The 23,142-nt window shown below is 72.8% G+C and carries 21 protein-coding genes; 10 read left to right on the top strand and 11 right to left on the bottom strand.

What is annotated here, in order from left to right:
• The first annotated feature begins 71 nt into the window (after nucleotides 1-71).
• Both ABD297_RS17585 and ABD297_RS17590 read left to right on the top strand, forming a co-directional pair.
• Nucleotides 72-725 carry an O-methyltransferase gene (locus tag ABD297_RS17585; protein WP_344256361.1) on the top strand — a complete coding sequence of 218 codons (654 nt, stop codon included), beginning with the start codon at nucleotides 72-74 and terminating at the stop codon, nucleotides 723-725.
• Nucleotides 726-930: 205 nt separating this feature from the next.
• Entirely contained in the window at nucleotides 931-1,254 is a 324-nt protein-coding gene (locus ABD297_RS17590) for a DUF309 domain-containing protein (RefSeq protein ID WP_344256362.1), read from the top strand.
• A 13-nt stretch (nucleotides 1,255-1,267) separates the two neighbouring features.
• On the opposite strand, the gene ABD297_RS17595 is transcribed toward ABD297_RS17590, so the two are convergent.
• Nucleotides 1,268-1,876 (bottom strand): thymidine kinase, encoded by a 609-nt coding sequence (locus tag ABD297_RS17595; RefSeq protein ID WP_344256363.1) that lies wholly within the window; start codon nucleotides 1,874-1,876, stop codon nucleotides 1,268-1,270.
• An 80-nt stretch (nucleotides 1,877-1,956) separates the two neighbouring features.
• On the opposite strand from ABD297_RS17595, the gene ABD297_RS17600 reads away from it, so the two are divergent.
• Together ABD297_RS17600 and ABD297_RS17605 are read left to right on the top strand one after the other, a co-directional pair.
• The gene (locus ABD297_RS17600) at nucleotides 1,957-2,859 is read left to right on the top strand and encodes an aminoglycoside phosphotransferase family protein (protein WP_344256364.1); all 903 of its coding nucleotides are present in this window, start codon (nucleotides 1,957-1,959) and stop codon (nucleotides 2,857-2,859) included.
• A gap of 91 nt (nucleotides 2,860-2,950) precedes the next feature.
• A complete protein-coding gene (locus ABD297_RS17605; protein ID WP_344256365.1) occupies nucleotides 2,951-8,488 on the top strand; it encodes an ATP-binding protein in 5,538 nt (1,845 codons plus the stop codon).
• A gap of 116 nt (nucleotides 8,489-8,604) precedes the next feature.
• Here ABD297_RS17605 and ABD297_RS17610 read toward each other — a convergent pair whose 3' ends face one another.
• The 5 genes from ABD297_RS17610 to ABD297_RS17630 all read right to left on the bottom strand — a co-directional run bounded on the left by ABD297_RS17610 (nucleotide 8,605) and on the right by ABD297_RS17630 (nucleotide 12,062).
• Entirely contained in the window at nucleotides 8,605-9,402 is a 798-nt protein-coding gene (locus ABD297_RS17610; RefSeq protein ID WP_344256366.1) for a hypothetical protein, read from the bottom strand.
• Nucleotides 9,399-9,974 carry an RNA polymerase sigma factor gene (locus ABD297_RS17615; protein ID WP_344256367.1) on the bottom strand — a complete coding sequence of 192 codons (576 nt, stop codon included), beginning with the start codon at nucleotides 9,972-9,974 and terminating at the stop codon, nucleotides 9,399-9,401. Before ABD297_RS17615 ends, ABD297_RS17610 begins: the two co-directional genes overlap by 4 nt.
• Before the next feature lie 459 nt (nucleotides 9,975-10,433).
• Entirely contained in the window at nucleotides 10,434-10,724 is a 291-nt protein-coding gene (locus ABD297_RS17620; protein WP_344256368.1) for a DUF6510 family protein, read from the bottom strand.
• A gap of 13 nt (nucleotides 10,725-10,737) precedes the next feature.
• The gene (locus ABD297_RS17625) at nucleotides 10,738-11,493 is read right to left on the bottom strand and encodes a ferredoxin reductase (RefSeq protein ID WP_344256369.1); all 756 of its coding nucleotides are present in this window, start codon (nucleotides 11,491-11,493) and stop codon (nucleotides 10,738-10,740) included.
• Nucleotides 11,463-12,062 (bottom strand): sulfite oxidase-like oxidoreductase, encoded by a 600-nt coding sequence (locus ABD297_RS17630; protein WP_344256370.1) that lies wholly within the window; start codon nucleotides 12,060-12,062, stop codon nucleotides 11,463-11,465. The genes ABD297_RS17625 and ABD297_RS17630 overlap by 31 nt, the downstream gene beginning before the upstream one ends.
• Nucleotides 12,063-12,167: 105 nt before the next feature.
• On the opposite strand from ABD297_RS17630, the gene ABD297_RS17635 reads away from it, so the two are divergent.
• On the top strand, nucleotides 12,168-12,980 hold the full coding sequence (locus ABD297_RS17635; RefSeq protein ID WP_344256371.1) for an enoyl-CoA hydratase/isomerase family protein: 813 nt from the start codon (nucleotides 12,168-12,170) through the stop codon (nucleotides 12,978-12,980).
• The gene (locus ABD297_RS17640) at nucleotides 12,977-14,539 is read left to right on the top strand and encodes an acyl-CoA synthetase (protein ID WP_344256372.1); all 1,563 of its coding nucleotides are present in this window, start codon (nucleotides 12,977-12,979) and stop codon (nucleotides 14,537-14,539) included. Before ABD297_RS17635 ends, ABD297_RS17640 begins: the two co-directional genes overlap by 4 nt.
• A 15-nt stretch (nucleotides 14,540-14,554) precedes the next feature.
• On the opposite strand, the gene ABD297_RS17645 is transcribed toward ABD297_RS17640, so the two are convergent.
• Nucleotides 14,555-15,562, bottom strand: coding sequence for a YdcF family protein (locus ABD297_RS17645; RefSeq protein ID WP_344256373.1), 1,008 nt, complete (start codon nucleotides 15,560-15,562; stop codon nucleotides 14,555-14,557).
• 78 nt (nucleotides 15,563-15,640) lie between these two features.
• Here ABD297_RS17645 and ABD297_RS17650 point away from each other — a divergent pair, with 78 nt between their 5' ends.
• Nucleotides 15,641-17,038 carry an alanine--tRNA ligase-related protein gene (locus ABD297_RS17650; RefSeq protein WP_344256374.1) on the top strand — a complete coding sequence of 466 codons (1,398 nt, stop codon included), beginning with the start codon at nucleotides 15,641-15,643 and terminating at the stop codon, nucleotides 17,036-17,038.
• Nucleotides 17,039-17,255: 217 nt separating this feature from the next.
• Here ABD297_RS17650 and ABD297_RS17655 read toward each other — a convergent pair whose 3' ends face one another.
• Entirely contained in the window at nucleotides 17,256-18,062 is an 807-nt protein-coding gene (locus ABD297_RS17655) for an HNH endonuclease family protein (RefSeq protein ID WP_344256375.1), read from the bottom strand.
• Between the two features lie 121 nt (nucleotides 18,063-18,183).
• Between ABD297_RS17655 and ABD297_RS17660 the strand changes: the two genes are divergently transcribed.
• Complete coding sequence (locus ABD297_RS17660; RefSeq protein WP_344256376.1) at nucleotides 18,184-18,921, top strand: metal-dependent hydrolase; 738 nt, start codon at nucleotides 18,184-18,186, stop codon at nucleotides 18,919-18,921.
• Nucleotides 18,922-18,936: 15 nt separating this feature from the next.
• Here ABD297_RS17660 and ABD297_RS17665 read toward each other — a convergent pair whose 3' ends face one another.
• Nucleotides 18,937-19,329 carry a tautomerase family protein gene (locus ABD297_RS17665; protein WP_344256377.1) on the bottom strand — a complete coding sequence of 131 codons (393 nt, stop codon included), beginning with the start codon at nucleotides 19,327-19,329 and terminating at the stop codon, nucleotides 18,937-18,939.
• A gap of 146 nt (nucleotides 19,330-19,475) precedes the next feature.
• On the opposite strand from ABD297_RS17665, the gene ABD297_RS17670 reads away from it, so the two are divergent.
• Complete coding sequence (locus tag ABD297_RS17670; RefSeq protein WP_344256378.1) at nucleotides 19,476-19,991, top strand: hypothetical protein; 516 nt, start codon at nucleotides 19,476-19,478, stop codon at nucleotides 19,989-19,991.
• 258 nt (nucleotides 19,992-20,249) lie between these two features.
• Here the strand turns inward: ABD297_RS17670 and ABD297_RS17675 are convergent, their stop codons facing one another.
• Complete coding sequence (locus ABD297_RS17675; RefSeq protein ID WP_344256379.1) at nucleotides 20,250-20,924, bottom strand: Type 1 glutamine amidotransferase-like domain-containing protein; 675 nt, start codon at nucleotides 20,922-20,924, stop codon at nucleotides 20,250-20,252.
• A gap of 148 nt (nucleotides 20,925-21,072) precedes the next feature.
• Between ABD297_RS17675 and ABD297_RS17680 the strand changes: the two genes are divergently transcribed.
• The gene (locus ABD297_RS17680) at nucleotides 21,073-21,624 is read left to right on the top strand and encodes a hypothetical protein (RefSeq protein ID WP_344256380.1); all 552 of its coding nucleotides are present in this window, start codon (nucleotides 21,073-21,075) and stop codon (nucleotides 21,622-21,624) included.
• 63 nt (nucleotides 21,625-21,687) lie between these two features.
• Here ABD297_RS17680 and ABD297_RS17685 read toward each other — a convergent pair whose 3' ends face one another.
• Entirely contained in the window at nucleotides 21,688-22,956 is a 1,269-nt protein-coding gene (locus tag ABD297_RS17685) for an ATP-binding protein (protein ID WP_344256381.1), read from the bottom strand.
• Between the last annotated feature and the right edge of the window lie 186 nt (nucleotides 22,957-23,142).

Below are 23,142 nucleotides of genomic sequence, written 5' to 3' on the forward strand. Positions count from 1 at the left end.
CCGGGCACGCTACAGAGCCACGCTGACATGGCCGGTACGCCGGCGGGGGTGAGTGCGCGTAGCGTCCGAGGATGCGCAGCTTTCCGGTCACGGACGAGATTCGTTCCTACGCCGTCGCTCACGGAACCTGGCGCCCCGATGCCGTGGTCCGCGAGCTGCAGGCGGAGACGGCCGCGCTCGGGGACGTGGCAGGGATGCAGATCGGCGACGATCAGGGCCAGCTGCTCACCCTGCTCGCCCGCCTGGTCGGCGCGCGACGGGCGGTCGAGGTGGGAACCTTCACCGGCTACTCGAGCCTGTGCATCGCCAGGGGGCTGGCCGAGGGCGGCTCTCTCCTGTGCTGCGACGTCAGCGCGGAGTGGACCGAGATAGGCCGACGGGCGTGGGCCTCCGCCGGCGTGGCCGACCGGATCGAGCTGCGGATCGCACCGGCGCTTCAGACCTTGCGGGCTCTCCCCCCGACGGCCGACATCGACCTGGTCTTCATCGACGCGGACAAGCCGGGGTATGCCGCCTACTGGGCCGAGCTGGTGCCGCGGGTCCGCTCTGGCGGGCTGTTGCTGGCGGACAACGTCCTCTGGAGCGGCCGGATCGATGACCCCCGGTCCACCGACGCGGACACCATCGCGTTGCGCGCCTTCAACGACCTGGTCGCCTCGGACGATCGCGTCGAGACCGTGGTCCTGACCGCCTTCGACGGGCTGACCATCGCCCGACGCCGGTGACCTCGGGACGTTGAGAGGGGACCCCGACCGGCGGCCCGAATGGAGACGAACGTCCCCGAGGACGCGCTCTCGCGCCTCGTGTTGGGAGACTGCCCGTATGACGGGACCTGATCGCGACCGGGACGGGGGAGGCCGCGCTCGCCAAGCGAGGCCGCGGGACGCCCTGGGCCGGCCGCTGCCCTACGGCGCCGAGGGCGTCGAGCCGGTGTCCGAGGAGCCCCTGCCTCCGGACGAGACGCTCGAGGCAGCGCGAGACCTCGTGCGAAGGGGCCGTCCGTTCTCCGCCCACGAGGTGCTGGAGGCGCGTTGGAAGGCGGGACCGGTCGAGGAACGGGACCTGTGGCAAGGGTTGGCGCAGGTCTGTGTCGCGATGACGCACGCGGCGCGCGGTAACCAGGTCGGGGCAGACCGGCTCTTCGACCGCGCCGTGGAGCGCCTGACCACCTTTGCTGCGACTGGACGCTCGACCTACGGGCTCGACCTGGATGCGGTCGTGGAGCACGCACGGAATCACGTCGGACGGTTGTGAGCCCCGGCGTGGGTCACGACGATGCGGGGCGGACGAAGCAGGACCGGCAGCGCGCCTCGTAGGTGAAGGTGCCGTCGTCGGGCAGCGCCTCGGAGCCGCCGAGGTGGTCGAGGAACGGCTCGCCCGAACGCAGCACCTGCGTGTGCGTCGCGCTGAAGTCACGGCACTGGTCGCACACGGCGCGCCGGTAGGTCACCGTGTCGGGACCGAGCTCGAGCAGCGCCCGCACCGGCGCGAAGAGCTCACCACGATGGTCGAGGTCGATGCCGGCGACGACGACGCGCGTGCCGCGCCGGAGCAGCTCGTCGACGACGGCCACGTCGTCGAGGTCGAACATGTGCACCTCGTCGACGCCCACGACGTCGAGCTGCTCGTCGAGGGCGGCGCTCAGCGAGGCGACCTTGGTCGTCGCGAGCTCGCCGCCGCTGCGCGAGGTGACGCCGGTGTCGCGCACGTGCCGCTCGGACTGGTAGACGCGGTGGCGCACCCGCGTGAACTGCAACGGCGACAGCGTCGAGATGAGGGCGAGGCTCTTGCCCGACTTCATCGGGCCGAGGACGACGTCGAGCGACACCCCTGAGGCGGTGCGGACGGCCTGCCTGACGTCGTCGATCGTGGTCACGGGCGAGAACGCTATCGGCCACCGGTGTCAGTCCGAAAACCCCTCGCTCGCAGCCGCGCGCTGCCCCTAGCGTGACCGGGATGCCGATGCACGAGGACGAGGTCCGCGCCACGCCCGAGCTCGTCGAGCGACTGGTCGCCGAGCAGTGCCCTCAGTGGGCGCACCTGCCCGTCGCCGCCCTGCCCGACGAGCTCGAGGGCACCGACAACGTGCTCTTCCGGCTCGGGGACGAGCTCGTCGTGCGGATGCCGAAGATCGAGTGGGCGCAGCACCAGGCCACCTCCGACTCGCGGTGGTTGCCCCTGCTGGCCCCTCATCTGCCCGCCGCCGTGCCGGTGCCGGTCCACCTGGGCCGGCCCTCTGACGGCTATCCGTGGGCGTGGTCCGTCGTGCCCTGGGTGGAGGGTGCGACCCCGCCACGCCTCGGCGCCGACGACGTGCCGCTGGCCCGCGACCTCGCGGCCTTCGCCCTGCGGCTGCGCGACGTCGACGCCACGGGTGGCCCGGCCAAGCCGCCCGGGTCGCGCGGCACTCCCCTGCGCCACGTCGACGACGCCGCGAGGGCCGCCCTCGAGCGGCTCCGCGTCCACGACGACGGCATCGACCTCGCGGCCGCCGAGCGCGCCTGGGACCTTTGCGTCTCCGCGCCCGACTGGGACGGCGCGCCCGTCTGGCTCCACGGCGACCTGCAGCCGGGCAACCTCGTCGTCGACGGCGGACGGCTCGTCGCGGTCATCGACTGGGGCGCGCTCGGTGTCGGCGACCCGGCACCCGACGTCGCCGCCGCCCTCTTGACCTTCACGGGGCAGGCCCGGGACGTCTACCGCGAGGCCGTCCGTCCCGACCACGCGACGTGGCTGCGCGCCTGCGGGTGGGCGCTGGCGCCGTCGCTGACCGGCATCGACTACTACCGGCACACCTTCCCGCGGATGGCCGAGCACGGGCGCCGGATGGTGCGCGCCGTCGTCGCCGAGCTGACCTGACCGGCGACTCGGCGCCTGTCTACTCGCCGGTCACCGCGATGGCGTGGAAGGCTGCAGGGTGCGACACCACCCCCGTCCCAAAGGAGCACGCATGATCTCGCGCATCGCCATCGTGAACCGCGGCGAGGCCGCCATGCGGCTCATCCACGCGGTGCGGGACCTCAACGCGGCGGCGGGCCGCGACGGGCACCGCATCGAGACGATCGCCCTGCACACCGAGGGCGAGAAGCGGGCGATGTTCGTGCGCGAGGCCGACGAGGCGTACGACCTCGGCCCGGCGTCCGCCCGCCCCTACCTCGACTACGCGGTCCTCGAGCGCGCGCTGCGCGAGACCCGCGCCGACGCCGCCTGGGTCGGCTGGGGCTTCGTCGCCGAGCACCCCGCGTTCGCCGAGCTGTGCGACCGCATCGGCGTCACCTTCATCGGCCCGAGCGCCGACGCCATGGTCAAGCTGGGCGACAAGATCGGCAGCAAGCTCATCGCCGAGGAGGTCGGGGTCCCCGTCGCGCCGTGGAGCCGCGGCGGTGTCGACACCCTCGAGGACGCCAAGGCCGCGGCCGCGCGCATCGGCTACCCGCTCATGCTCAAGGCGACCGCCGGTGGCGGCGGCCGCGGCATCCGCCGCGTCGACTCCGACGCCGACCTCACCGACGCCTACGAGCGCACCCGCGACGAGGCCGAGCGCGCGTTCGGCTCCGGCGTCGTCTTCCTCGAGAAGCTCGTGACCGGCGCCCGCCACATCGAGGTCCAGGTCATCGCCGACGGACAGGGCTCGGCCTGGGCGGTCGGCGTGCGCGACTGCTCCGTGCAGCGCCGCAACCAGAAGGTCATCGAGGAGTCCGCCTCACCCGTCCTCTCCCCCGAGCAGGAGGACGAGGTCCGCACGAGCGCGGAGCGGCTCGCCATCGCCGTCGGCTACGCCGGTGCGGGCACCGTCGAGTTCCTCTACCACCCGGGCGAGCGGTTCTTCGCCTTCCTCGAGGTCAACACCCGCCTTCAGGTCGAGCACCCCATCACCGAGGTCGTCACCGACACCGACCTCGTCAAGCTCCAGATCCACGTCGCGAACGGCAGGCGCCTCGACGACCTTCCCGACGGCCGGCCCACCCAGCGCGGCCACGCCGTCGAGGCCCGGCTCAACGCCGAGGACCCCGACCGCGACTTCGCCCCGAGCCCGGGGCGCATCAGCCTGCTCCAGTTCCCTGCCGGTCCCGGTATCCGCGTCGACACCGGTGTGGGAGAAGGCGACTCGATCCCCGCCGACTTCGACTCGATGATCGCCAAGATCATCGCTTACGGCCACGACCGCGACGAGGCCCTCGCCCGCCTGCGCCGCGCCATGGCCGAGACCACCGTCGTCATCGACGGCGGCTCGACCAACAAGAGCTTCATCCTCGACCTGCTCGACCAGCCCGAGATCATCGACGGCTCGGCCGACACCGGCTGGATCGACCGCGTCCGCGCCGAGGGCCGCCTCGTCTCGCACCGCCACTCCGGGGTCGCGCTCGTCGCCGCCGGCATCGAGGCCTACGAGGACGCCGAGGCCATCGAGCGCGCCCGCCTGCTCGAGTCCGCACGCGGCGGCCGTCCCCAGGTCCAGCACACCGTCGGCCGCGCGATCGACCTCAAGCTGCGCGGCACGGCATACAAGGTCATGGTGCTGCGCACCGCGTCGCACCGCTACCGCGTCAGTATCACCAACGGGGGCGACGAGCACGTCGTCGACGCCACGCTCGACCGCATCGACGAGTATGCCGGCCGCATCGTCGTCGAGGGACGCGCGCACCGCCTCGTCACCGCCACCCACGGGCCCGTGCACCTCGTCGAGGTCGACGGCGTCACCCACCGCGTGTCCCGTGACGAGGGCGGCGTCGTGCGATCCCCCGCGCCCGCGCTCGTCGTCGCGACCCCCGCCGCCGTGGGCGACGAGGTCGCGGCCGGCGCTCCGGTGCTCGTGCTCGAGTCGATGAAGATGGAGACGGTGCTCCCGGCCCCCTTCGCGGCCCGCGTGCGTGAGCTGCTCGTCAGCGTCGGCAGCCAGGTCGAGACCGGCGCACCGCTCGTGCGGCTCGAGCCGACGGGCGACGAGGAGGAGGTCGCCGAGGCGGCCGCCACCGAGGGCGTCGACCTCGACCTGCCTGACTCGAGCGCCGGCCGGGCGACGGTGCGCGAGCGCGTCGACCGCGGCATCGAGGACCTCTCGGCGAGCGTCCTCGGCTTCGACGGCGACCCGAGCGGCGACCGCCGGATGCTCGAGGGCTACCTCTCGGCCCGCGACGAGCTCGCCGCCGACGGCACGATCCCGCTCGCCGAGGAGATCGCCGTCCTCGAGCTGCTCACCGACTTCGCCGAGCTGAGCCGCAACCGCCCGGCCGCCGAGGAGCGGCACACCGAGCTGCTCGTGCACAGCCCGCGCGAGCACTTCCACTCCTACCTGCAGAGCCTCGACGTCGACCGCGCCGGCCTGTCGGCGGACTTCCGCGACAAGCTCGCCCGCGTGCTGCGCCACTACGGCGTCACCGACTTCGAGCGCTCGCCCGACCTGGAGGAGGCGGTCTTCCGCATCTTCCTCGCCCAGCAGCGATCGGCCCCCGAGGTGCAGCTGGCGACCTCGATCCTGCAGCGCTGGCTCGCCGAGCCGATCCCGCAGCCGCCGCTCGACGCCGCGGCCCGTGAGGCGCTCGACCGCCTCGTCGTCGCGACGCAGCTGCGCTTCCCCGTCATCGGCGACCTCGCCCGCAGCGTCCGGTTCCGCTGGTTCGACCAGCCGCTCGTCGACCAGGAGCGCGAGAGCGTGCTCGCCGGCGTCCGCGACAAGCTCGCCTCCCTGGCCTCCGAGCCCGACGCCCCCGACCACACGGCGCGCATCGACGAGCTGGCCGCCATCCCCGAGCAGATCGTCCGCTTCCTCACCGAGCGCCTCCACGAGGAGGCCCCGGAGCGGCTGCCCGAGCACGAGCCGATGCTCGAGGTGCTCATCAAGCGGCACTACCGCGAGCACGAGCTGCACGGCCTGCGCACCTTCTCCGAGGGCGGACGGCCCTTCGCCGTCGCCGACTACACGCTCGACGACCGTCCGACGCACCTGACGTCGACGATCGGCGGCGTCGACGAGCTCGTCCCGGGTAGCCGCCTCGACGCGGCCGTGTCCAACGACGTGTGGTCGCGCGCGACCGGCCTGCACTCCGTCGTCGACCTCTACCTGCGCTGGCCGCAGGAGCCCGACTCCCCCGATGCCGCGAGCGAGCAGCTCGCCGCCCTGCTGCAGGAGCTGCCCTTCGCGCAGGACGTCCGCCGCGTCGCCGTGGCCGTCAGCGCCGGACAGGGCCGACCGGTCGACTACTTCACCTTCCGCCCGGTGGACGGCACGCTCGTCGAGGACCGCCTCGTCCGGGGCGTGCACCCCATGGTCGGGCGCCGGCTCAACCTGTGGCGCCTGACCTCCTTCGACGTCACGAGGCTCGCGGCACCCGAGGACGTCCTGCTCTACGAGTGCGTCGCCAAGGACAACCCCGAGGACCGGCGCCTCGTCGCCCTGGCGCAGGTGCGCCAGGTCGTCGTCGTGCGCGACGAGTCCGGCCAGGTGTCGGGCCTGCCGCACGTCGAGCGCGCCATCGCCAACTGCCTCGAGGCGATCCGCCGCACCCGGGCGAGCCGCGGGGCCAAGGCCTCCAAGCTCGACATGAACCACGTGTGGGTGCAGATCTGGCCGACCATCGAGGCCGACCTCAGCCAGCTGACGGCGCTCCAGAGCAAGATCGCCCCCGTCACCGCCGGCGCAGGCATCGAGGAGGTCCTCGTGCAGGCCAACGTCGCCGGAGCCCCCGGCGACGCGCCGCTGCCGATCGCAGGCCGCTTCTTCTACCAGCCCGGCTCCGGTGTCACGGCCTCCCTCGGGGCGCCCCCAACCGAGCCGCTCAAGCCGCTCGACGACTACGCCTCCAAGGTCGTCCGCGCGCGGCGCCGCGGGCTCGTCTACCCCTACGAGCTGCAGTCGATGATCGCGGGAGAGGGCGGCACCGTCGTCGAGCACGACCTCGACGACACCGGCACGCTCGTGCCCGTCGACCGGCCGCAGGGCCTCAACAAGGCCGGGATCATCGTCGCCGTCGTCAGCTCCCCGACGGTGCGCCACCCGGAGGGCGTCACGCGCGTGGTCCTGTCGGGCGACCCGCTGCGCTCGCTCGGGTCGGTCGCCGAGGCCGAGTGCGCCCGCGTCATCGCGGCCATCGACCTCGCCGAGCAGATGCGGGTGCCGCTCGAGTGGTACTCCCTGTCTGCCGGCGCCCGCATCTCGATGGACTCCGGCACCGAGAACATGGACTGGGTGGCGCGCGCCCTCAAGCGCATCATCGAGTTCACCCAGGCGGGCGGCGAGATCAACATCGTCGTCGCCGGCATCAACGTCGGCGCCCAGCCCTACTGGAACGCCGAGGCGACGATGCTCATGCACACCAAGGGCATCCTCGTCATGACGCCGGACAGCGCCATGGTCCTGACGGGCAAGCAGTCGCTCGACTTCTCCGGTGGCGTGTCCGCCGAGGACAACTTCGGCATCGGCGGCTACGACCGCGTCATGGGCCCCAACGGCCAGGCGCAGTACTGGGCCAAGGACCTCGCCGGCGCCCGGGCCATCCTCATGGCGCACTACGACCACGCCTACGTCAGCCCCGGCGAGTCCGGGCCGCGGCGGGTCACGACGAGCGACCCGTCGCACCGCGACGTGACGCTCTTCCCGCACGACGCGCCCGGGTCGGACTTCAAGACCGTCGGCGAGATCTTCAGCTCGCTGACCAACCCGGACCGCAAGAAGCCGTTCGACATCCGCACCCTGATGCGGGCCGTCAGCGACCAGGACCACGAGCCGCTCGAGCGCTGGGCCGGCATGGCCGACGCCGAGACGGCGGTGGTGCAGGACGCGCACCTCGGCGGGATCCCGGTCACCCTCGTCGGCATCGAGTCCAAGTCCGTGGCGCGGCGGGGCTTCCCGCCCACCGACGGCCCCGACACCTACACGGCCGGCACGCTGTTCCCGCGGTCGAGCAAGAAGGTGGCGCGCGCGATCAACGCGGCCAGCGGCAACCGACCCGTCGTCGTCCTCGCCAACCTGTCGGGCTTCGACGGCTCACCGGAGTCGATGCGCAGCCTCCAGCTCGAGTACGGCGCGGAGATCGGCCGGGCCGTCGTCAACTTCGACGGTCCGATCGTCTTCACCGTCGTCTCCCGCTACCACGGCGGCGCCTTCGTCGTCTTCTCCAAGACGCTCAACCCGCGCATGACGGTCCTCGCGGTCGAGGGCTCCTTCGCCTCGGTGCTCGGTGGCGCTCCCGCCGCGGCGGTCGTCTTCTCCCGCGACGTCGACGCCCGCACGGCGTCCGACCCCCGCGTGGCCGAGCTCGAAGGCCGCCTCGCCGGGGCCTCCGGGGTCGAGCGGGCCCGCCTCGCAACGGAGCTCGCCGAGCTGCGCACGTCCGTGCGCGCGGAGAAGCTCGGCCAGGTCGCCTCGGAGTTCGACACGGTGCACAGCATCCACCGGGCCGTCTCGGTCGGCTCGGTCGACGCCGTCATCGAGGCGCACGACATGCGCCCGCGCATCATCGCCGCGATCGAGGCCGGCCTGCAGGGCTGAGGCACCGACGACGAAGAGGGCGTATGCCGTGAGCGGGGCTCACGGCATACGCCCTCTCTCGTGGGGCTGCGTCCGCGCGGACCGGGCGCCCGAGGTGGGCGCTCAGCAGTGACCGCTCAGCCGCGACCGGCGGGGTGCGTCGTCGGCGTGGGCACCATGGTGGGCTGGCCCGGAGGCAGGGTGGTCGGCTTGCCCGTCGGCACCGTCGTCGGCCTGCCGGTCGGCGCGGTGGTCGGGCGGCCCGTCGGGACCGTCGTCGGCTTGCCGGGCACCGTGGTGGGCCGGCCCGCAGTGGACGGCTTGCCGGTCGCGTGCTCCCCGGACGACCCGGGAGCCGTGACGGTGGCGCACCAGGCCGCGACCTTGTCGGCGCCACCGGCTGCCTTGGCGAGGTTGCTGAACGCCACGGAGTCCATCGCCTTGCCGCGCGCGTTGGCGGCGACGGCCTTCCACGCGGTGCACAGCCCGTGGGCCGCCGCCCCGGTGGCGTCCGGACCGACGGGGGTGCCCTGTGGAGTGGGGGTGCCTGTCGCGGCGGCGTCTCCGGTCGACCCGCTGGACGCGGCCGACGTGGCGGTCGCGTCGACCAGGGGCGTCGCGGAGGCGCTGGCGTGCGAGTCCGGGGTGTGCGCGACGTTCGCGGACACGTAGACGACGGTGGCGGCGCCACCGAGTCCGACTGCGATCCCGGCAATCGTGGCGCCGAGCTTGGCGCCGGCGAGGGTTGCGAGCATGGATGGTCTCCGTCGTGATGGGGATGTGACAGGGGTGACCTGAGCCGCGCGCAGGGCCGACAGCGTCGACGCGAGGCCGTCCAGCTCGTGGGGCGACGGGGGCGCGGTCAGCGCCGCCAGCACCGGAGCGAGGGCGGGGTCGTCGACGGAGGAGGAGGCGTCGGGCCGTGGATCGGTCATGTCACCCCCCGAAGCGTCTCGAGGCCCCCTGGCGTTACACCTGCGGGGTCCACCATCTTCCGGAGCGCCTGCAGACCCCGGTGGGCGGCCACCCGGACCGCCCCCGGACTGCGGCCGACGAGCTCGGCGACCTCGGGCACCGACAGCCCTGCGACGACCCTCAGCAGCACCACCTCGGCCTGGAGCGGGGGGAGCCGGCGCACGAGGGCGATCGCCGCCTCGGTCGAGAGGGCGTCCACCACCTCGTCGGCGCAGTCGGCAGCCACGGGCTCGACCCACGACGACCGCCAGGACAGCCTGGAGCTGCGGGTGCGCCGTCGGCCGGCGTCCACAGCGCGACGGCGCGCCGTGGTGAAGACCCAGGCACGCCAAGCCATCTCGTCACCCTGGAAGGTGGTCAGTCCCCTGACGACGGTGAGCCACGTCTCCGCAGCAACCTCGTCAGCGGCGTCTCCCCCGAGACTCAGGTAGCGCAGCAGAGGTGGGTTGAGGTCTCGCCACAACCGGGCGAACGCGGCCTCGTCCCCTCTCTGTGCGCCGGCGAGGACGGTCTCGAACTCCGCGCCGATCACCGGGTCAGTGTGGACCCTCAGGGCCGGTCGCGCGACCCCGAGGGCGCCGGGCGTCCCGGTTACAGTCGCCGGACCGCGGTCCGAACCCGGCGCGGGCCGAGCCCGACCACGAGCGACCACGAGACCGGCACCGACACACCACACCGTGAGCTACGGCGCGGGTGGCGCGTCCCTGACGGCCGCCCGCTCGGTCAAGCGCGGCCGCGTCTACGGCTACCAGCGCCGGGTCGAGCTCGGTGTCGACGCACGCACGGGGAAGGTCGGCAAGGTCGTCGACCACACGTTCCGGGCCGGCGAGGGCAGGCAGCTCATCCGCCGGGTCGCCGACGAGCTGGGCTGGAAGGAGGGGATGAACGCCGAGCAGAAGGGCGGTCTCATCGTCGGCATCGCCGCGCGATCGTGCTCACCGTCGGCGTCTTCGCCGCCATCGGCATCAACGCCCTGCTCGGCTGATCCGGCTCAGCGCCTCGGGGCGGGCACCCGCAGCGACGTGACCCCACCGAGGTCGAGCCACACGGCGTCGGGGGTGCGCACGACGCGGAGCAGCACGTCGTCGCACCCTGCGCAGCGGCCGACCAGCCCGGGGTCGGGACCGTAGACGCGCAGGGTCGCGACCTCTGCCTCGGCGCCACAGCCGCGGCAGCGGACGACGGCCACGGTGACGTCGAGCGCGAAGAGCTCCGAGAGCGGGCCGGCCAGGAGGTTGCCGTCGTAGGCCGCCACCGACCCGGGGCCACCGGGGATCGTCATGAGGGGTCCTCCTTCACGGGCCGCTCGGCCCGAATCGCTCTGTCCTGATGCGGTCGGCAGCGTGGCCGAGGCCGACGAGCAGGCCGGCAGCGGCCTCGACGAAGCCGGTCGGCCCGCACACGTAGCACGTTGGGGCGTCCTGCGCCGTCCAGCCGGACGCCACGAGGTCCGACTCCCGCAGCCGTCCGACCGGTCGGTCGTCACCGTCGGGGGCACGGCGCGTGTGGACGAGCAGCACCTCGACACCGTCCGAGGCAGCCAGGGTCGCGAGCTCGTCGCCGTAGATGACGTCGTCGGGCTCGCGCACCGAGTAGACGAGCCGGAAGCATGGCGAGCCCGGCTCGCGCGCCCGGAGCATCGCCATGAGCGGCACGACGCCGGACCCGCCGGCGACGAGGAGCACCGGCCCGGGTTGGCTTGCACGCCAGACGAACCAGCCACCGACGGGCCCGCGCAGCCGAACCGTGTCGCCGACCTCGAGCCCGTCGGCGAGGAAGCCCGAGACCTCGCCGTCGGGAACGCGCTGGACCGTCAGCTCGACGCGGTCGCCCCGTTCCGGAGCCGAGACGGAGTAGCTCCGGGTGGCCGTGTAGCCGTCGGGGGCCGTGAGCCGCACGTCGACGTGCTGGCCCGGCAGGTGGCCGGGCCACCCGTCGACGTCGAGGACGAGCGTCACCGCGCTGTCGGTCTCGGGACGCCGCTCGACGAGCGTGGCCTCACGCCACGCGCGCCGGGCGGTCAGTCCCCCTGGTACCGCTGCTCGCGCCATGGGTCGCCGTAGTCGTGGTAGCCGAGCGCCTCCCAGAAGCCGGGCGAGTCCTCGAGCACGAGCTCGATGCCCCGCACCCACTTGGCGGACTTCCAGAAGTAGAGGTGGGGCACGAGCAGCCTTGCGGGACCGCCGTGCTCGGCCCGCAGGTCGTCGCCGTCGAACTCGAACGCGACCCATGCCTGCCCGTCGAGGAGGTCCTCGAGCGGCAGGTTCGTCGTGTAGCCGCCGTAGCTGTGCACCATCGCGAAGTCGGCGGAGGTCTCGACGTCGGCGAGCAGCGTGTCGAGCGAGACGCCGCGCCACTCGGTGTCGAGCTTGGACCAGCTCGTGACGCAGTGGATGTCGACGGTCACCGTCTCGGCCTGCAGTGCCATGAGCTCCGCCCACGACCACGTGTGCCGCGTGCCGTCCTCGGTCGCGACCCACAGCTCCCAGTCGTCGTGGTCGACGCCCGGGGTCGGGCCCGCCGACAGCACCGGGAAGTCACCCGTGAGGTACTGGCCCGGTGGCAGCCGGTCGTCTCGGCCGCGCGGTCGGCCCTGGAAACCTCGCGTCACGAAGTCCATGCCCACTGACTGTAGGGGCCGGCGCGCCGGGGCGGAACCGTCCACGACGTGAGCGTTCCGGGCACGGACCTCCCGATCGGGGCGACCGCGGGGCAGGATGAGCCCGTGACGACGACGTTGCCGCCCGTGTCGCTGTCGGCGTCGGACGGTGTGGCCACGATCCGGCTCACCCGCCCCGATGCCGGCAACGCCCTCGACCTGCCCGGCGCCGTGGCGTTCCGCGACGCGGTCGCCGAGGTCGCGAGCGCCGTCGACCGGGTGCGCGTCGTCGTGCTGCGGTCGGACGGCCGGCTCTTCTGCGCGGGCGGCGACGTGCGGGCCATGGCCGCCGCTGCCGACCGTCCGGCGTTCGTCGCCGAGCTCGCCGGCGTGCTCCACGCGTCGCTCGAGGCGCTGCGCGCCCTCCCGGTCCCCGTCGTGGCCGTCGTCCAGGGCGCGGCCGCCGGCGCCGGGGTCGGCCTCGTGCTCGCGGCCGACGTCGTGCTGGCCGCCGACCACACGACGTTCGTGGCGGCATACCCCTCGGTCGGCCTCTCGCCCGACTGCGGGGTCAGCGCGCTCCTGCCGGCCGTCGTCGGCGCCCGCCGGGCCGCCCTCTTCCTCCTCACGGGCACGCCGGTCGATGCGGCGACAGCCCTCGACTGGGGGCTCGTCTCCGAGGTCTGCCCGGCCGAGACGCTCGACGCCCGCGCCGGGGAGGTGGTCGCCGCGATCGCCGCCCTGCCGCGCCAGGCGGTGGGCGAGGCGGCCCGGCTCGTGCGCCGGTCCGGCGAGCGGTCGTATGCCGCGTCGCTCGCCGACGAGGCCGCCACCATCGCGCGCCTCGCCGCCACCACCGAGGCCGGCGACCTCCTCGAGGCCTTCGCCCGTCCGCACCCGACGACCCCGACGCCCCCGACCGACGGAGACACCCCATGAGCGACACCAGCCCGAGCGTCAGCCCCAGCATCACGTCGAGCAGGGTCGACGACATCCTCCGCCGCAGCGCGACGCGGCACCCCGACCGCGTGGCCCTCGTCTTCGAGGACCGCTCGTGGACGTATGCCGCCCTCGACGCCGCCGTGTCCCGCGCAGCTGCGCACCTGCTGGGTCTCGGGCTGTCCGCCGGCGACCGGGTCGCGACGGTCGGGGTCAACTCCGACGCCTACCTGCTCGCCTTCCTCGGCTGCGCCCGCGCCGGGCTCGTGCACGTGCCGGTCAACTACGCCCTGACCGGGCCCGAGCTGACCTACCTGCTGCGCGACTCCGGAGCCCGGGTGGCTCTCGTCGACATGGCCCTGCGCGACGGTGTCGAGGCGGTCCGCGACGCCACAGCCCTCGAGCAGGTGCTGCTGCTCCACGGCGGCGACGACGCCGTGCTGCCGGGGTGGAGCGACGGCGAGGTGCCCGCGCTCGACGTCGAGGTCGCCGACACCGACCTCGTGCAGCTGCTCTACACGTCCGGCACGACCTCGCAGCCGAAGGGCGCGATGATGACGCACCGGGCACTCGTGCACGAGTACGTCTCGTGCATCGTCGGGCTCGACCTGCGCGAGGACGACGCGCCGCTGCACTCGATGCCGCTCTACCACTCGGCCCAGATGCACGTCTTCCTGCTGCCCTACCTCGCGGTCGGTGCGACGAACCACCTGCTGACCCGGCCCGACGTCGCCTCGATCCTCGAGCGGGTGCAGGCCCACGGCATCGGCTCGCTCTTCCTCGCGCCCACCGTGTGGGTGCCGCTGTCGAACCACCCGGCCCTCGACTCGGCCGACCTGGGCTCGCTGCGCAAGGCCTACTACGGCGCCTCGATCATGCCGGTGCCGGTGCGCGACCGCCTGCAGCAGCGGCTGCCGGGGCTCGAGTTCTGGAACTGCTTCGGCCAGTCCGAGATCGGCCCGCTCGCGACGGTGCTGCGGCCCGAGGAGCACGTCGAGCGGCCCGAGGCGTGCGGCCGGACGGTGCTCTTCGTCGAGGCGCGGGTCGTCGACCCCGAGGGCGTCGACGTCGCGGCCGGGGAGCCGGGCGAGCTGCTCTACCGCTCGCCCCAGCTGTGCGCCGGCTACTGGAACAAGCCCGACGCGACGACCGAGGCCTTCCGCGACGGGTGGTTCCACTCGGGCGACCTCGTGACGCGCGACGACGCCGGCTACCTCACCGTCGTCGACCGCATCAAGGACGTCATCAACACCGGTGGCGTCATGGTGGCCTCCCGCGAGGTCGAGGACGCGCTCTACACCCACCCCGCCGTCGCCGAGGTCGCCGTCATCGCGACCCCGCACGAGCGGTGGGTCGAGGCCGTCACCGCCGTCGTCGTGCTCCGCGCGGGGCAGAGCGTCACCGAGACCGAGCTCGTCGACCACGCCCGTGCGACGCTCGCGCCTTTCAAGCTGCCCAAGGCGATCCACTTCGTCGACGAGCTGCCCCGCAACCAGAGCGGCAAGCTGCTCAAGCGCGTGCTGCGCGACGACCTCGCGGAGCGGCCGGCCACGTCCTGACCGAGGGGACGCCGGTCAGCGCGGCGACACGGCATACGCGAGGAAGGCGCTGCCGCCCACCCACACGCCGAGCCCGGCGAGGTTGATCCGCGGGTGGAGCGTCAGCGCGGCGAGGAGCTCGCGCAAGAAGGCGCTCGGCAGGAAGTGCCAGGCCGTCGGCGCGCCCGTCACGTCGGCGTCGAGCCCCAGGCGCCGCGTGAGCAGCGCGGCCCGGCCGACGTGGTAGCCGCTCGTCACCACGCGGAGGTGACCGGAGTCGTCGAGCCCGCGGGCGCGGAGGATCTCGCGGGAGAGCAGGAGGTTCTCCTCGGTGGTCGTCGAGCGGTCCTCTGTCGCAACGGTTTCCGTTGGCATGCCGTGGGCGACGAGGTATGCCGTCATGGCCACTCCCTCGGCCATCGGCTCGTCGTCTCCCTGGCCGCCGCTCGGGACGACGAGCGGGTCGTGCCCCCGGGCCTGCTCGTCGCGCCACGCATCGGCGGCCGCGTCGAGACGGTTGGCCAGCAGGGTCGGCACAGTGCCGTTGACGAGTCCGGAGCCCAGCACGACGATCGCCGTCGGCGCCGGCCGGGGCCGACGCCGCAGGTAGGCGAGGCAGTAGAGGGCGTACGAGACGAGCACGAGGCCCGGGTAGCCGGGGAGCAGGAGCACGACGACAGCCGCCACCGCGAGACGGCTCGTGCCCGCCGGGAGCACGCCGACCGCGACGGCGGCCGCTGCGAGGACGGCGAGCCCCAGCACGAGGGCGACGGCGTTCGTGCGGCTGCGACCGGCGGGCGTGAGCATCCGCAGCCCGTTGCCGACGAAGAGCAGACCGAGCACGACCGCGCCGACCCCCGGCAGCACGAGCCACGCGAGGGCTCCGGCGGACGGCGCCACCGCGGCGGCCGCCCCGCTCGTGGCCGCCCACAGCGCCCCAGCGAGGAGGACTCCGGTCACCCACCGCCGCGGCTCGGCGCGCGCCGTGAGCGCGAAGAGGACGAGGAGCGCCGCCGCGAGGACGAGGTCGACGAGCGGAGGCATGCGACGAGCATGCCCTCCCGGACCCTTCGTCACGAAACCGGCTGGTGGGTGAGGCGGTCCGGGGTGTCGAATCGAGGCATGGACGCAGACGAGATCCGCAGCGCGTTCCTCGACCACCTGGCCGGTCGCGGCCACGTGGTCATCCCGCGCGCGTCCCTCGTCCCGCACGACGACCCGACGACGCTCTTCACCGGCAGCGGCATGCAGCCGCTCGTGCCCTACCTGCTCGGCGCGGACCACCCCGCCGGCCCGCGCCTCGTCGACAGCCAGACCTGCCTGCGCGCGCAGGACATCGAGGAGGTCGGCGACAACCGGCACACGACCTTCTTCGAGATGCTCGGCAGCTGGAGCCTCGGCGACTACTTCAAGGACGAGCAGCTGCGGCAGTTCTGGGCCTTCCTCACCGACACGGTCGGGCTGGACCCCGCCCGGCTGCATGTCTCGTGCTTCATCGGGGACGAGGCACACGGCATACCCAAGGACGAGGAGTCGGCCGCCCTGTGGACCGAGCTGTTCACGGCGGCCGGACTGGACGCCGGGCAGGTGGACGTCGGCTCCGAGGAGCACGCGGCGCAGGTCGGGACGGGTGGCGCGCGGATCGTCTTCTACGGCGCCAAGAACTGGTGGTGCCGCGAGGGCGCGGCCGAGCGTATGCCGGTCGGTGAGCCGGGCGGCCCTGACACGGAGGTCTTCTACCTCTTCCCGCACGTCGAGCACGACCGCGCCTACGGGGAGCACTGCCACCCGAACTGCGACTGCGGGCGGTTCATCGAGCTCGGCAACTCCGTCTTCATGGAGTACCGCCGCGTCGAGGGCGGCTTCGAGCCGCTGCCTCGGCGCAACGTCGACTACGGCGGTGGCCTGGAGCGCATCGCGGCGGCCGCCCTCGACAGCTCCGACGTCTTCCGGATCAGCCTGTTGTGGCCGATCGTCGAGCGGCTACAGGAGCTGTCGGGGCGCGCGTACGAGGACGAGACGCTCGCCATGCGCGTCATCGCCGACCACCTGAGGGGCGCGACGTTCCTCGCCGTCGACGGCGTGCGACCGAGCAACAAGGCGCAGGGCTACGTCCTGCGCCGGCTCGTGCGCCGAGCGGTGCGCTTCGCCTTGGACCTCGGGATCGAGGACAACTTCTTCCCCCACGTCGTCCCGACCGTCGCGGCCGTCTACGCGTCCGCCTACCCAGAGGTGGCGGCTGCGGCGGACGTCGTGGCGGACGTCCTCGCGCGCGAGGAGCACGCGTTCCGTCGCAACCTGCGGCGCGGCCTCGACCGCCTCGAGAGCCACCGGGGGTCGGTGGTGACCGGCGCCGACCTCTTCGTGCTCCACGACACCTACGGCTTCCCCGTCGAGCTGTCGACCGAGGTGGCGGACGCGGAGGGGATCGTCGTGAGCGACACCTGGCGCGCCGAGTTCGACGAGCAGATGGCGGCGCAACGGGCGCGCTCGCGGGGCGCCGTGCGCGGGCCTGCGTGACCGCTGCGTGAGGGCTGCATGACGGCTGCGAATCGTCGGGCGCTTCCCGCCCACGAGACGGGTCGGGTCCCGTAGCCTGTCCTACTGGAAGGGCCGGGATTGACTGCCACTCCACCCCTCCCTCACGGCTTGGCAGTCAGGTGGGGTCCGGCCCTTCCACCATGCCCGCCGCGGCGCGGCGACGAGCTGTCCCGTCGAAGGGATGGTTGAGCACGGTTCAGTGGGCGCAGCCGGCCAGGATGCGCGCGACCTGCGCACGCTCCGCGGCCGTGACCCAGAGGTGGTAGCGCTTCTTCACGGCGACCTGACGCGCCACGTAGGCGCAGCGGTAGGCCTTGTTGGGCGGCAGCCACGACGCGGCGTCCGCGTCGCGCTTGGCGCTGTTGGTCGGGCCGTCGACCGCGAGCAGGTTGAGCGGGTCGTTGGCGAGCGCCTGCCGCTGCACGGCGGTGAGCTGCTGGGCGCCCTTGACCCAGGCGTCGCCGAGCGCCACGACGTGGTCGATCTGCACGCGCGACGACGTCGAGCGTCCGCGGGCGAAGGCGATGGCCCGGGCGGTGTAGGGGTCGGCGAGCACGCCGGCCAGCACGACACAGCCGTGGGTGCCCGGCTTGAGCACGACGGCGGTGAGGTCGCGCCGGAGCACGTCGTTGCGGGTGTCGCAGCCGTTGTGGCCGAGGGCCACGTCGACGTCGTCGGTCCAGGCGATGCCGAACGCCGCCCGGGAGTAGCCCGTCTTCGGCGCCCGTCCCTTGACCGGCAGGGTGGCGAGCGCCGCCGTGGCCTCCTGCACCTGCGCCGGGGTGAGCGACGGCGTGCTCGCGGCACCGGGGGTCGGGGAGGTGCTGCCGCCGGGGGCGGCCGGCCCGACGCGCGTCGAGGCGTGGTGCACGTCCGCGCCGGCCCCCGGCGACGCGAGCGGCGTGCCGCAACCCGTGAGCACACCGGCCACGACCAGGGCGGTCAGGCAGCGGGCCAGCGACGTCGGGAGCGGTCGGGGTCGGACTGTGATCGTCGAAGGCACGATGGGAGACCCTGCCACACAGTCGAATTCACGTCGTGGAAGGCGCGCCGGGAGAGGGGTCGACGTCGATGGTGTCGGTGGTGCTGGCTAGAGTCTGCCGTCGTGAGAAGCGTGACCGGCAGTGCTCGGTAGGACCCATGCCCTGTCCGGCGCAGTCGCCGTGCTGGCCCTGACACCTTTGCTGCGGGCCCATGGTGTCACCGTCGAGGACTGGGCCGTCCCCGTGGCTGCGGTCACGGCTGCGGGGGCCGCGATCCTTCCGGACGTCGACCACGCGCATGCCACGCCGGCACGCTCGCTGGGACCGATCTCGGCCGGGCTCGCCTGGTGCGTGGGACGACTCAGCGGCGGGCACCGCAACGGCACGCACTCCTTCGTCGGCCTGGCCGCGTTCACCGGGCTCTCGGTGTGGCTGACCCATGTGGGCGGACTGCCTCTGGGGCTCTTCCTGTCGTTCCTCTTCGCCATCGCGGCGGCGGCCCTGCGCGTCAACATGGTCCGGGCCACGGTCGGGCACACGCTCCTCTGCCTCGTCATGGGCGCGATGCTCGTGCGGGGAGCGGTGCTCGACTCCTTCCCCGTCGAGGTGGTGCCGTGGGCCGTGGCCACCGGTGTGACGGTGCACCTGCTCGGCGACATGGCCACGGTGCAGGGCTGCCCGCTGTTCTGGCCGGTGCACCGGCATCGCTACAACTACCTCGCGCTGAGCACCGACCACGCCGTCGAGCGCTACGTCGTCGGGCCGGCCCTCATGCTGGCCGCAGCCTGGCTCGTCGTGACGATGGCTGGTGGCGTCGACGTCATCGGCCCGGCGCTGGGCACGACGTGGCGGACCGTCCAGTCACTCGTGCCCGGCTGAGCGCGGCGGTCCGGGTCAGACGTCGACGTCGAAGCCGAGGTCGTAGTCGCTGGCGGCTCGGCCTCCGGCGCCCCAGTTCTCGACAGCACTCTCCCGCAGCAGGATCGACACACCGTCGCGCGGTATCCCGAGCGCCTCGAGCCTCTCGACGATCTCGCGGTAGAGGTTGCGCTTGGCCTCGATCGAGCGCCCCGCGAAGCAGTCGATGGTGACGCGGGTGTACGCATCGGCGACGCCTGGCTCGAGGCCGTTGACCATGCGGTGCGGCTCGAAGACCGCGAGGCGCGAGTGGCGGTCCTTCGCCGGGATCTTGAACGCAGCCACCAACGCGCCGTGCACGGCGTCGATGATCGCGACCTCCTCGTCCGCCGTGTAGGACCTGCGGACCTCGATCAGGGTGCTCGGCATGTGCCAGAGATACCAGAAGGGGCGCCGGAAAAGTCCGGTGCCAGGGCCGGTGCGTCGAGGCAGACTGGCTGCATGTGCGCCACCGCTGATGCCGAACAGCTCGATGCCGCGCCGCACCCCAGAGGGTTGACCGGCGGCAGGGGCGCATGACGTCGGAGACGACACGACTGCAGGCTGCGGCATACGACGCCGAGCTCGCAGCCGGCCTGCCCCTGAGTGAGCTCGGTCGCGTGACCTTCGGCGCCGGCGCCGAGGAGGCCGTCGTCTCACCGGCGCAGTGCGCGACCTACCTGCACGCGGTGCAGCGGACAGCGTGGTTCGCACCGGCGTTCCCCGGTCATGCGCGGCCGGTCGTCGTCATCGGCGGCAACGGTCGGAGCAACGCGGACCCCGACCGAGGAATCGTCACGATCGGGGTGGACGACCGGGCCACGCCCCGACGGTGCGAGCGCGCCTGCCTCCACGAGCTGGCGCACGTCGTGACCGCCGAGCTCGGTCCCGACGGGGGCCTGCGCGAAGCCGTCACCGGACCCGCCAGCACTCGGGGGCACCACCACGCCTGGCGCGCCAACTTCGTCTTCATCGTGGGCCTGACCCTGGGCCGTCCGGCGGCAAAGAGGCTGCGCGCCGAGTTCAACGAGTGGGGACTCGTCACACGCTGAACACGATTGAGCAGGACCACTGCCCCGATGAAGGCCAGAAGCCCGAGGCTCGAGCTCACGACTCCAGCGGTCAGAGACGCTGCATCGCTCGAGCGACAAGCGGCGTCCTCGAGGGAGCAGGAGTCCGATGGCACTGCGAAACGGATTCCGAGCTGGAAGAGGCCAAAGAGCCCCAAGGGCACCGCACCGACTCCGAGGCCCCCTGATCCACGGCCGGAACGGCGGCGACAGCCGGCGTAGGTCGAACTGCTCCGGCACCTAGTGCGGACCGTCGTCAGGCAGGCGCCTCCACCGGCCCTCGGACACCACGTCCGCCACTCCGTCGACCACGCGGATCGCAGACTGGTCGTCGAGGACGTATGCCGGTCCGCTGATCTCCTCAGCCCACTTCTCGGCATCGGCCATGGTGTTGTCGGGGAACACGTCGAGATGGGGAAAGATCGAGAAGTCGACGACGCCGAGAGTGCGGTCGTCCGGTGCTCCAGGCCAATGGACGAAGTCGGCACCGATCCGCGGCGTCATCACCATGCTGCCGGCACTCACGCCCACCCAGACCGTGTCGGTCATCGACGGCAGGAGCGCCGCCAGCCCCGACTCCCTCATCCAGTGGCACAGGAACGTGGCCTCGCCACCGTCGACGAGGAGCACGTCTGCCTCACGAACCCACGGCACCCAGCGGTCTTCGCCGATCGTCGTCAGCGCAGTGAGCTCGAGCAGGCCGAGGGAGCGCCAGGGCATCGAGGTCATCCCACCCCACGGCGGCAGACCCGCGACGAACCCGCGCGCCGACACCGGGCCGCAGCTCGGGTGGCCCCACTGTGCGGTGGGGATGCACAGAGCCGTCGACTCCTCGACCGGCTTGCCCAGCAGGTCGACGAGCGCCTCGTGGATGCTCGGGTTGGTGACTCCCCCGGACGTCAGCAGCAGTTTCACGGTGCCCACTGAACCACAGGGAGGCGGCCACAGTCCGCGGTCGGATCCCGGTGTCTGCGCATCATCCCTTCCTCCTGCGCCCTTCTGCGATCTCGTGGATGGACTGCCGGAGCGCAAGGGTGTGGGCGGACGCAGCTAGGTTCGGCGCATGCGCGTGGACCTGCCCGAGGTGGTGCTGACGACCTCCGTCAGTGTCGACGGCCGCATCACCCTGGGCCGCGAGCAGCCGCTGCTCGACCCACAGGTCGGTGCACGGTGGTCGGCGATGAGTGTGCCCGGTGCCTTCGAGGACCGTCACGCGCTGATCGATGCCCAGGTGATCCTCGAGGGCAGCGGGTCGTCCGTCGGTCCCGACGCCCCTACACCCGCGTGGCCACCGCCGACCACTGGTGAGGACCTGTTGTGGCAGGACCATCTGCCCTCGCGTGCCTTGCGGTGGTTCGTCGTGGCCGACGGGCGCGGTCGGGTCGACTGGACGTTCACCGGGGACGCCGACCTGCGGCTGCACGTCCTCGTCTGTCGCAACACCCCACCCGGCTACCCCGGTCTCGTCGGCGGTGCCGGCACGCCGACCATGATGGACGGGCCAGCCCTCCTCCCCGACGAGCTCCCGCTCCGGCTGTCCCTGATCGACGTCCGGGTCGAGGGCGACGCGGTGCGGACGAGGTACCGGGTGGCACCCGTCGACCGCGACGCCTGACCGCCAACGCGACGGGCGAGCAGCAGGGCAGGAGTGGCGCCCGCGGCGTCGGAGGCCGCGAGCTCAGGACTGGGTGCGCAGGTAGCGTCCGAAGTGGGGCACCGTGAAGGCGATGAGGCCGCGCTCGCCGGAGTAGATGAGGCCCTTCTTGATGAGGGCGTCACGCGCCGGCGACAGCGACTGCGGCTTGCGCCCCAGCACGTCCGCCACCGCCGAGGTCGGCACCGCCTCGCGCTCGGTCACCCCGTCGCGCACGTATGCCGGCACGTCGCCTTCAGCATGCTCGTGACCTCCCGAGTCCCCTTGCGCCGCAGGCTGGTCCACGAGTGCCGCGTCGGCCATGGCTCGGAGGTACTCGCGCTCGGCCGGGGTGGCGCGCTCGAACCGAGAGCCGAAGAAGCCGACGGCCAGCTCGGACTCGGCCTCGGGCACGGCGACGCGGATGTCCTCGGCCGTGACGGGCGAGGAGGGGGCGACGTCCCAGACGACCTTGCCGTAGGCCTGGATGAAGTAGGGATAGCCGGCGGTCACGGCATACATCTCGTCGAGGGCCTCGGGAGTGAACTCGCACTGCTCCTCCGACGCCGGCCCGACGAGGGCGCGGTCAGCGGCCTCGCGGGGTAGCCGGTCGATGCGTGAGTAGCGAAAGAGCCTCTCGGAGTATGACTTCGACGCCGAGAGCACCGCGGGCAGGTGCGGCAGCCCGGCACCCACGACGATGACGGGCAGGCCCGACTGCGAGATCTCGTGGCAGGCCGCGCAGAGCGCGGACACGTCCTCGGGGTCGAGGTCCTGCATCTCGTCGATGAAGAAGGCGACGCCCTTGCCGACGTCGGCTGCGAGGCCGCCGATGTCGGTGAGCAGCTCGACGAGGTCGATCTCGATGTCGCCGGAGTCGGCGCGTCCGGTGACGGCGGGGACGTCGATGCCCGGGTGCCACCTCTCGCGCAGCTTGGCCCCCGTCGGAGCGTCGCGGAGGGCGAAGGCCTTGATGCTGCCGAGCACCTGGTCGACGTCGTCGCCCCGCGGGTGCCCGAGCTCGCGCACCGCCTGGTGGGCGGCAGCAGCCAGGGGGCGCCGCAGCCGCTGCTCGGGGCGAGCCTCGAACTTGCCCGTGCCCCAGTCGGCCCGGACGGCGGACGAGCGGAGCGCGTTGAGCAGCACGGTCTTGCCGACGCCGCGCAGACCGGTCAGCACGATCGAGCGCTCGGCGCGACCGCGGGCGATGCGCTCGAGCACGACGTCGAAGGTGCGCAGCTGCTCGTCGCGGCCGGCGAGCTCGGGTGGGCGCTGGCCCGCGCCCGGGGCGTACGGGTTCGTGATCGGGTCCACGCTCGGAGGCTATACGCGTCTCTACCGCAAACCTGAGACATCCGCAGACGGCGCCATCGGCGCGTCGCGCATGCTGGAGCGACCCCTTCCACGCACCGACTCGATGGAATCCGAAGTCATTTGATTCGGATTCCACTGAATGTGGGCATGAAAAAGCGCCGTTCCGCACGGTCAGGGGTGGTCATG

The sequence above is a fragment of the Terrabacter carboxydivorans genome, assembly GCF_039532035.1.
GTDB lineage: Bacteria > Actinomycetota > Actinomycetes > Actinomycetales > Dermatophilaceae > Terrabacter > Terrabacter carboxydivorans.

Excerpts from the sequence above, each read along its gene's own strand:
- ABD297_RS17665 (WP_344256377.1), bottom strand. The coding sequence starts at position 19,329 with ATGCCGAGCACCCTGATCGAGGTCCGCAGGTCCTACACGGCGGACGAG.
- ABD297_RS17620 (WP_344256368.1), bottom strand. The coding sequence starts at position 10,724 with ATGACGATCCCCGGTGGCCCCGGGTCGGTGGCGGCCTACGACGGCAAC.
- ABD297_RS17605 (WP_344256365.1), top strand. The coding sequence starts at position 2,951 with ATGATCTCGCGCATCGCCATCGTGAACCGCGGCGAGGCCGCCATGCGG.
- ABD297_RS17610 (WP_344256366.1), bottom strand. The coding sequence starts at position 9,402 with ATGACCGATCCACGGCCCGACGCCTCCTCCTCCGTCGACGACCCCGCC.
- ABD297_RS17630 (WP_344256370.1), bottom strand. The coding sequence starts at position 12,062 with ATGGACTTCGTGACGCGAGGTTTCCAGGGCCGACCGCGCGGCCGAGAC.
- ABD297_RS17600 (WP_344256364.1), top strand. The coding sequence starts at position 1,957 with ATGCCGATGCACGAGGACGAGGTCCGCGCCACGCCCGAGCTCGTCGAG.
- ABD297_RS17645 (WP_344256373.1), bottom strand. The coding sequence starts at position 15,562 with ATGCCTCCGCTCGTCGACCTCGTCCTCGCGGCGGCGCTCCTCGTCCTC.
- ABD297_RS17640 (WP_344256372.1), top strand. The coding sequence starts at position 12,977 with ATGAGCGACACCAGCCCGAGCGTCAGCCCCAGCATCACGTCGAGCAGG.
- ABD297_RS17680 (WP_344256380.1), top strand. The coding sequence starts at position 21,073 with ATGCGCGTGGACCTGCCCGAGGTGGTGCTGACGACCTCCGTCAGTGTC.
- ABD297_RS17650 (WP_344256374.1), top strand. The coding sequence starts at position 15,641 with ATGGACGCAGACGAGATCCGCAGCGCGTTCCTCGACCACCTGGCCGGT.
- ABD297_RS17670 (WP_344256378.1), top strand. The coding sequence starts at position 19,476 with ATGACGTCGGAGACGACACGACTGCAGGCTGCGGCATACGACGCCGAG.
- ABD297_RS17585 (WP_344256361.1), top strand. The coding sequence starts at position 72 with ATGCGCAGCTTTCCGGTCACGGACGAGATTCGTTCCTACGCCGTCGCT.
- ABD297_RS17625 (WP_344256369.1), bottom strand. The coding sequence starts at position 11,493 with ATGGCGCGAGCAGCGGTACCAGGGGGACTGACCGCCCGGCGCGCGTGG.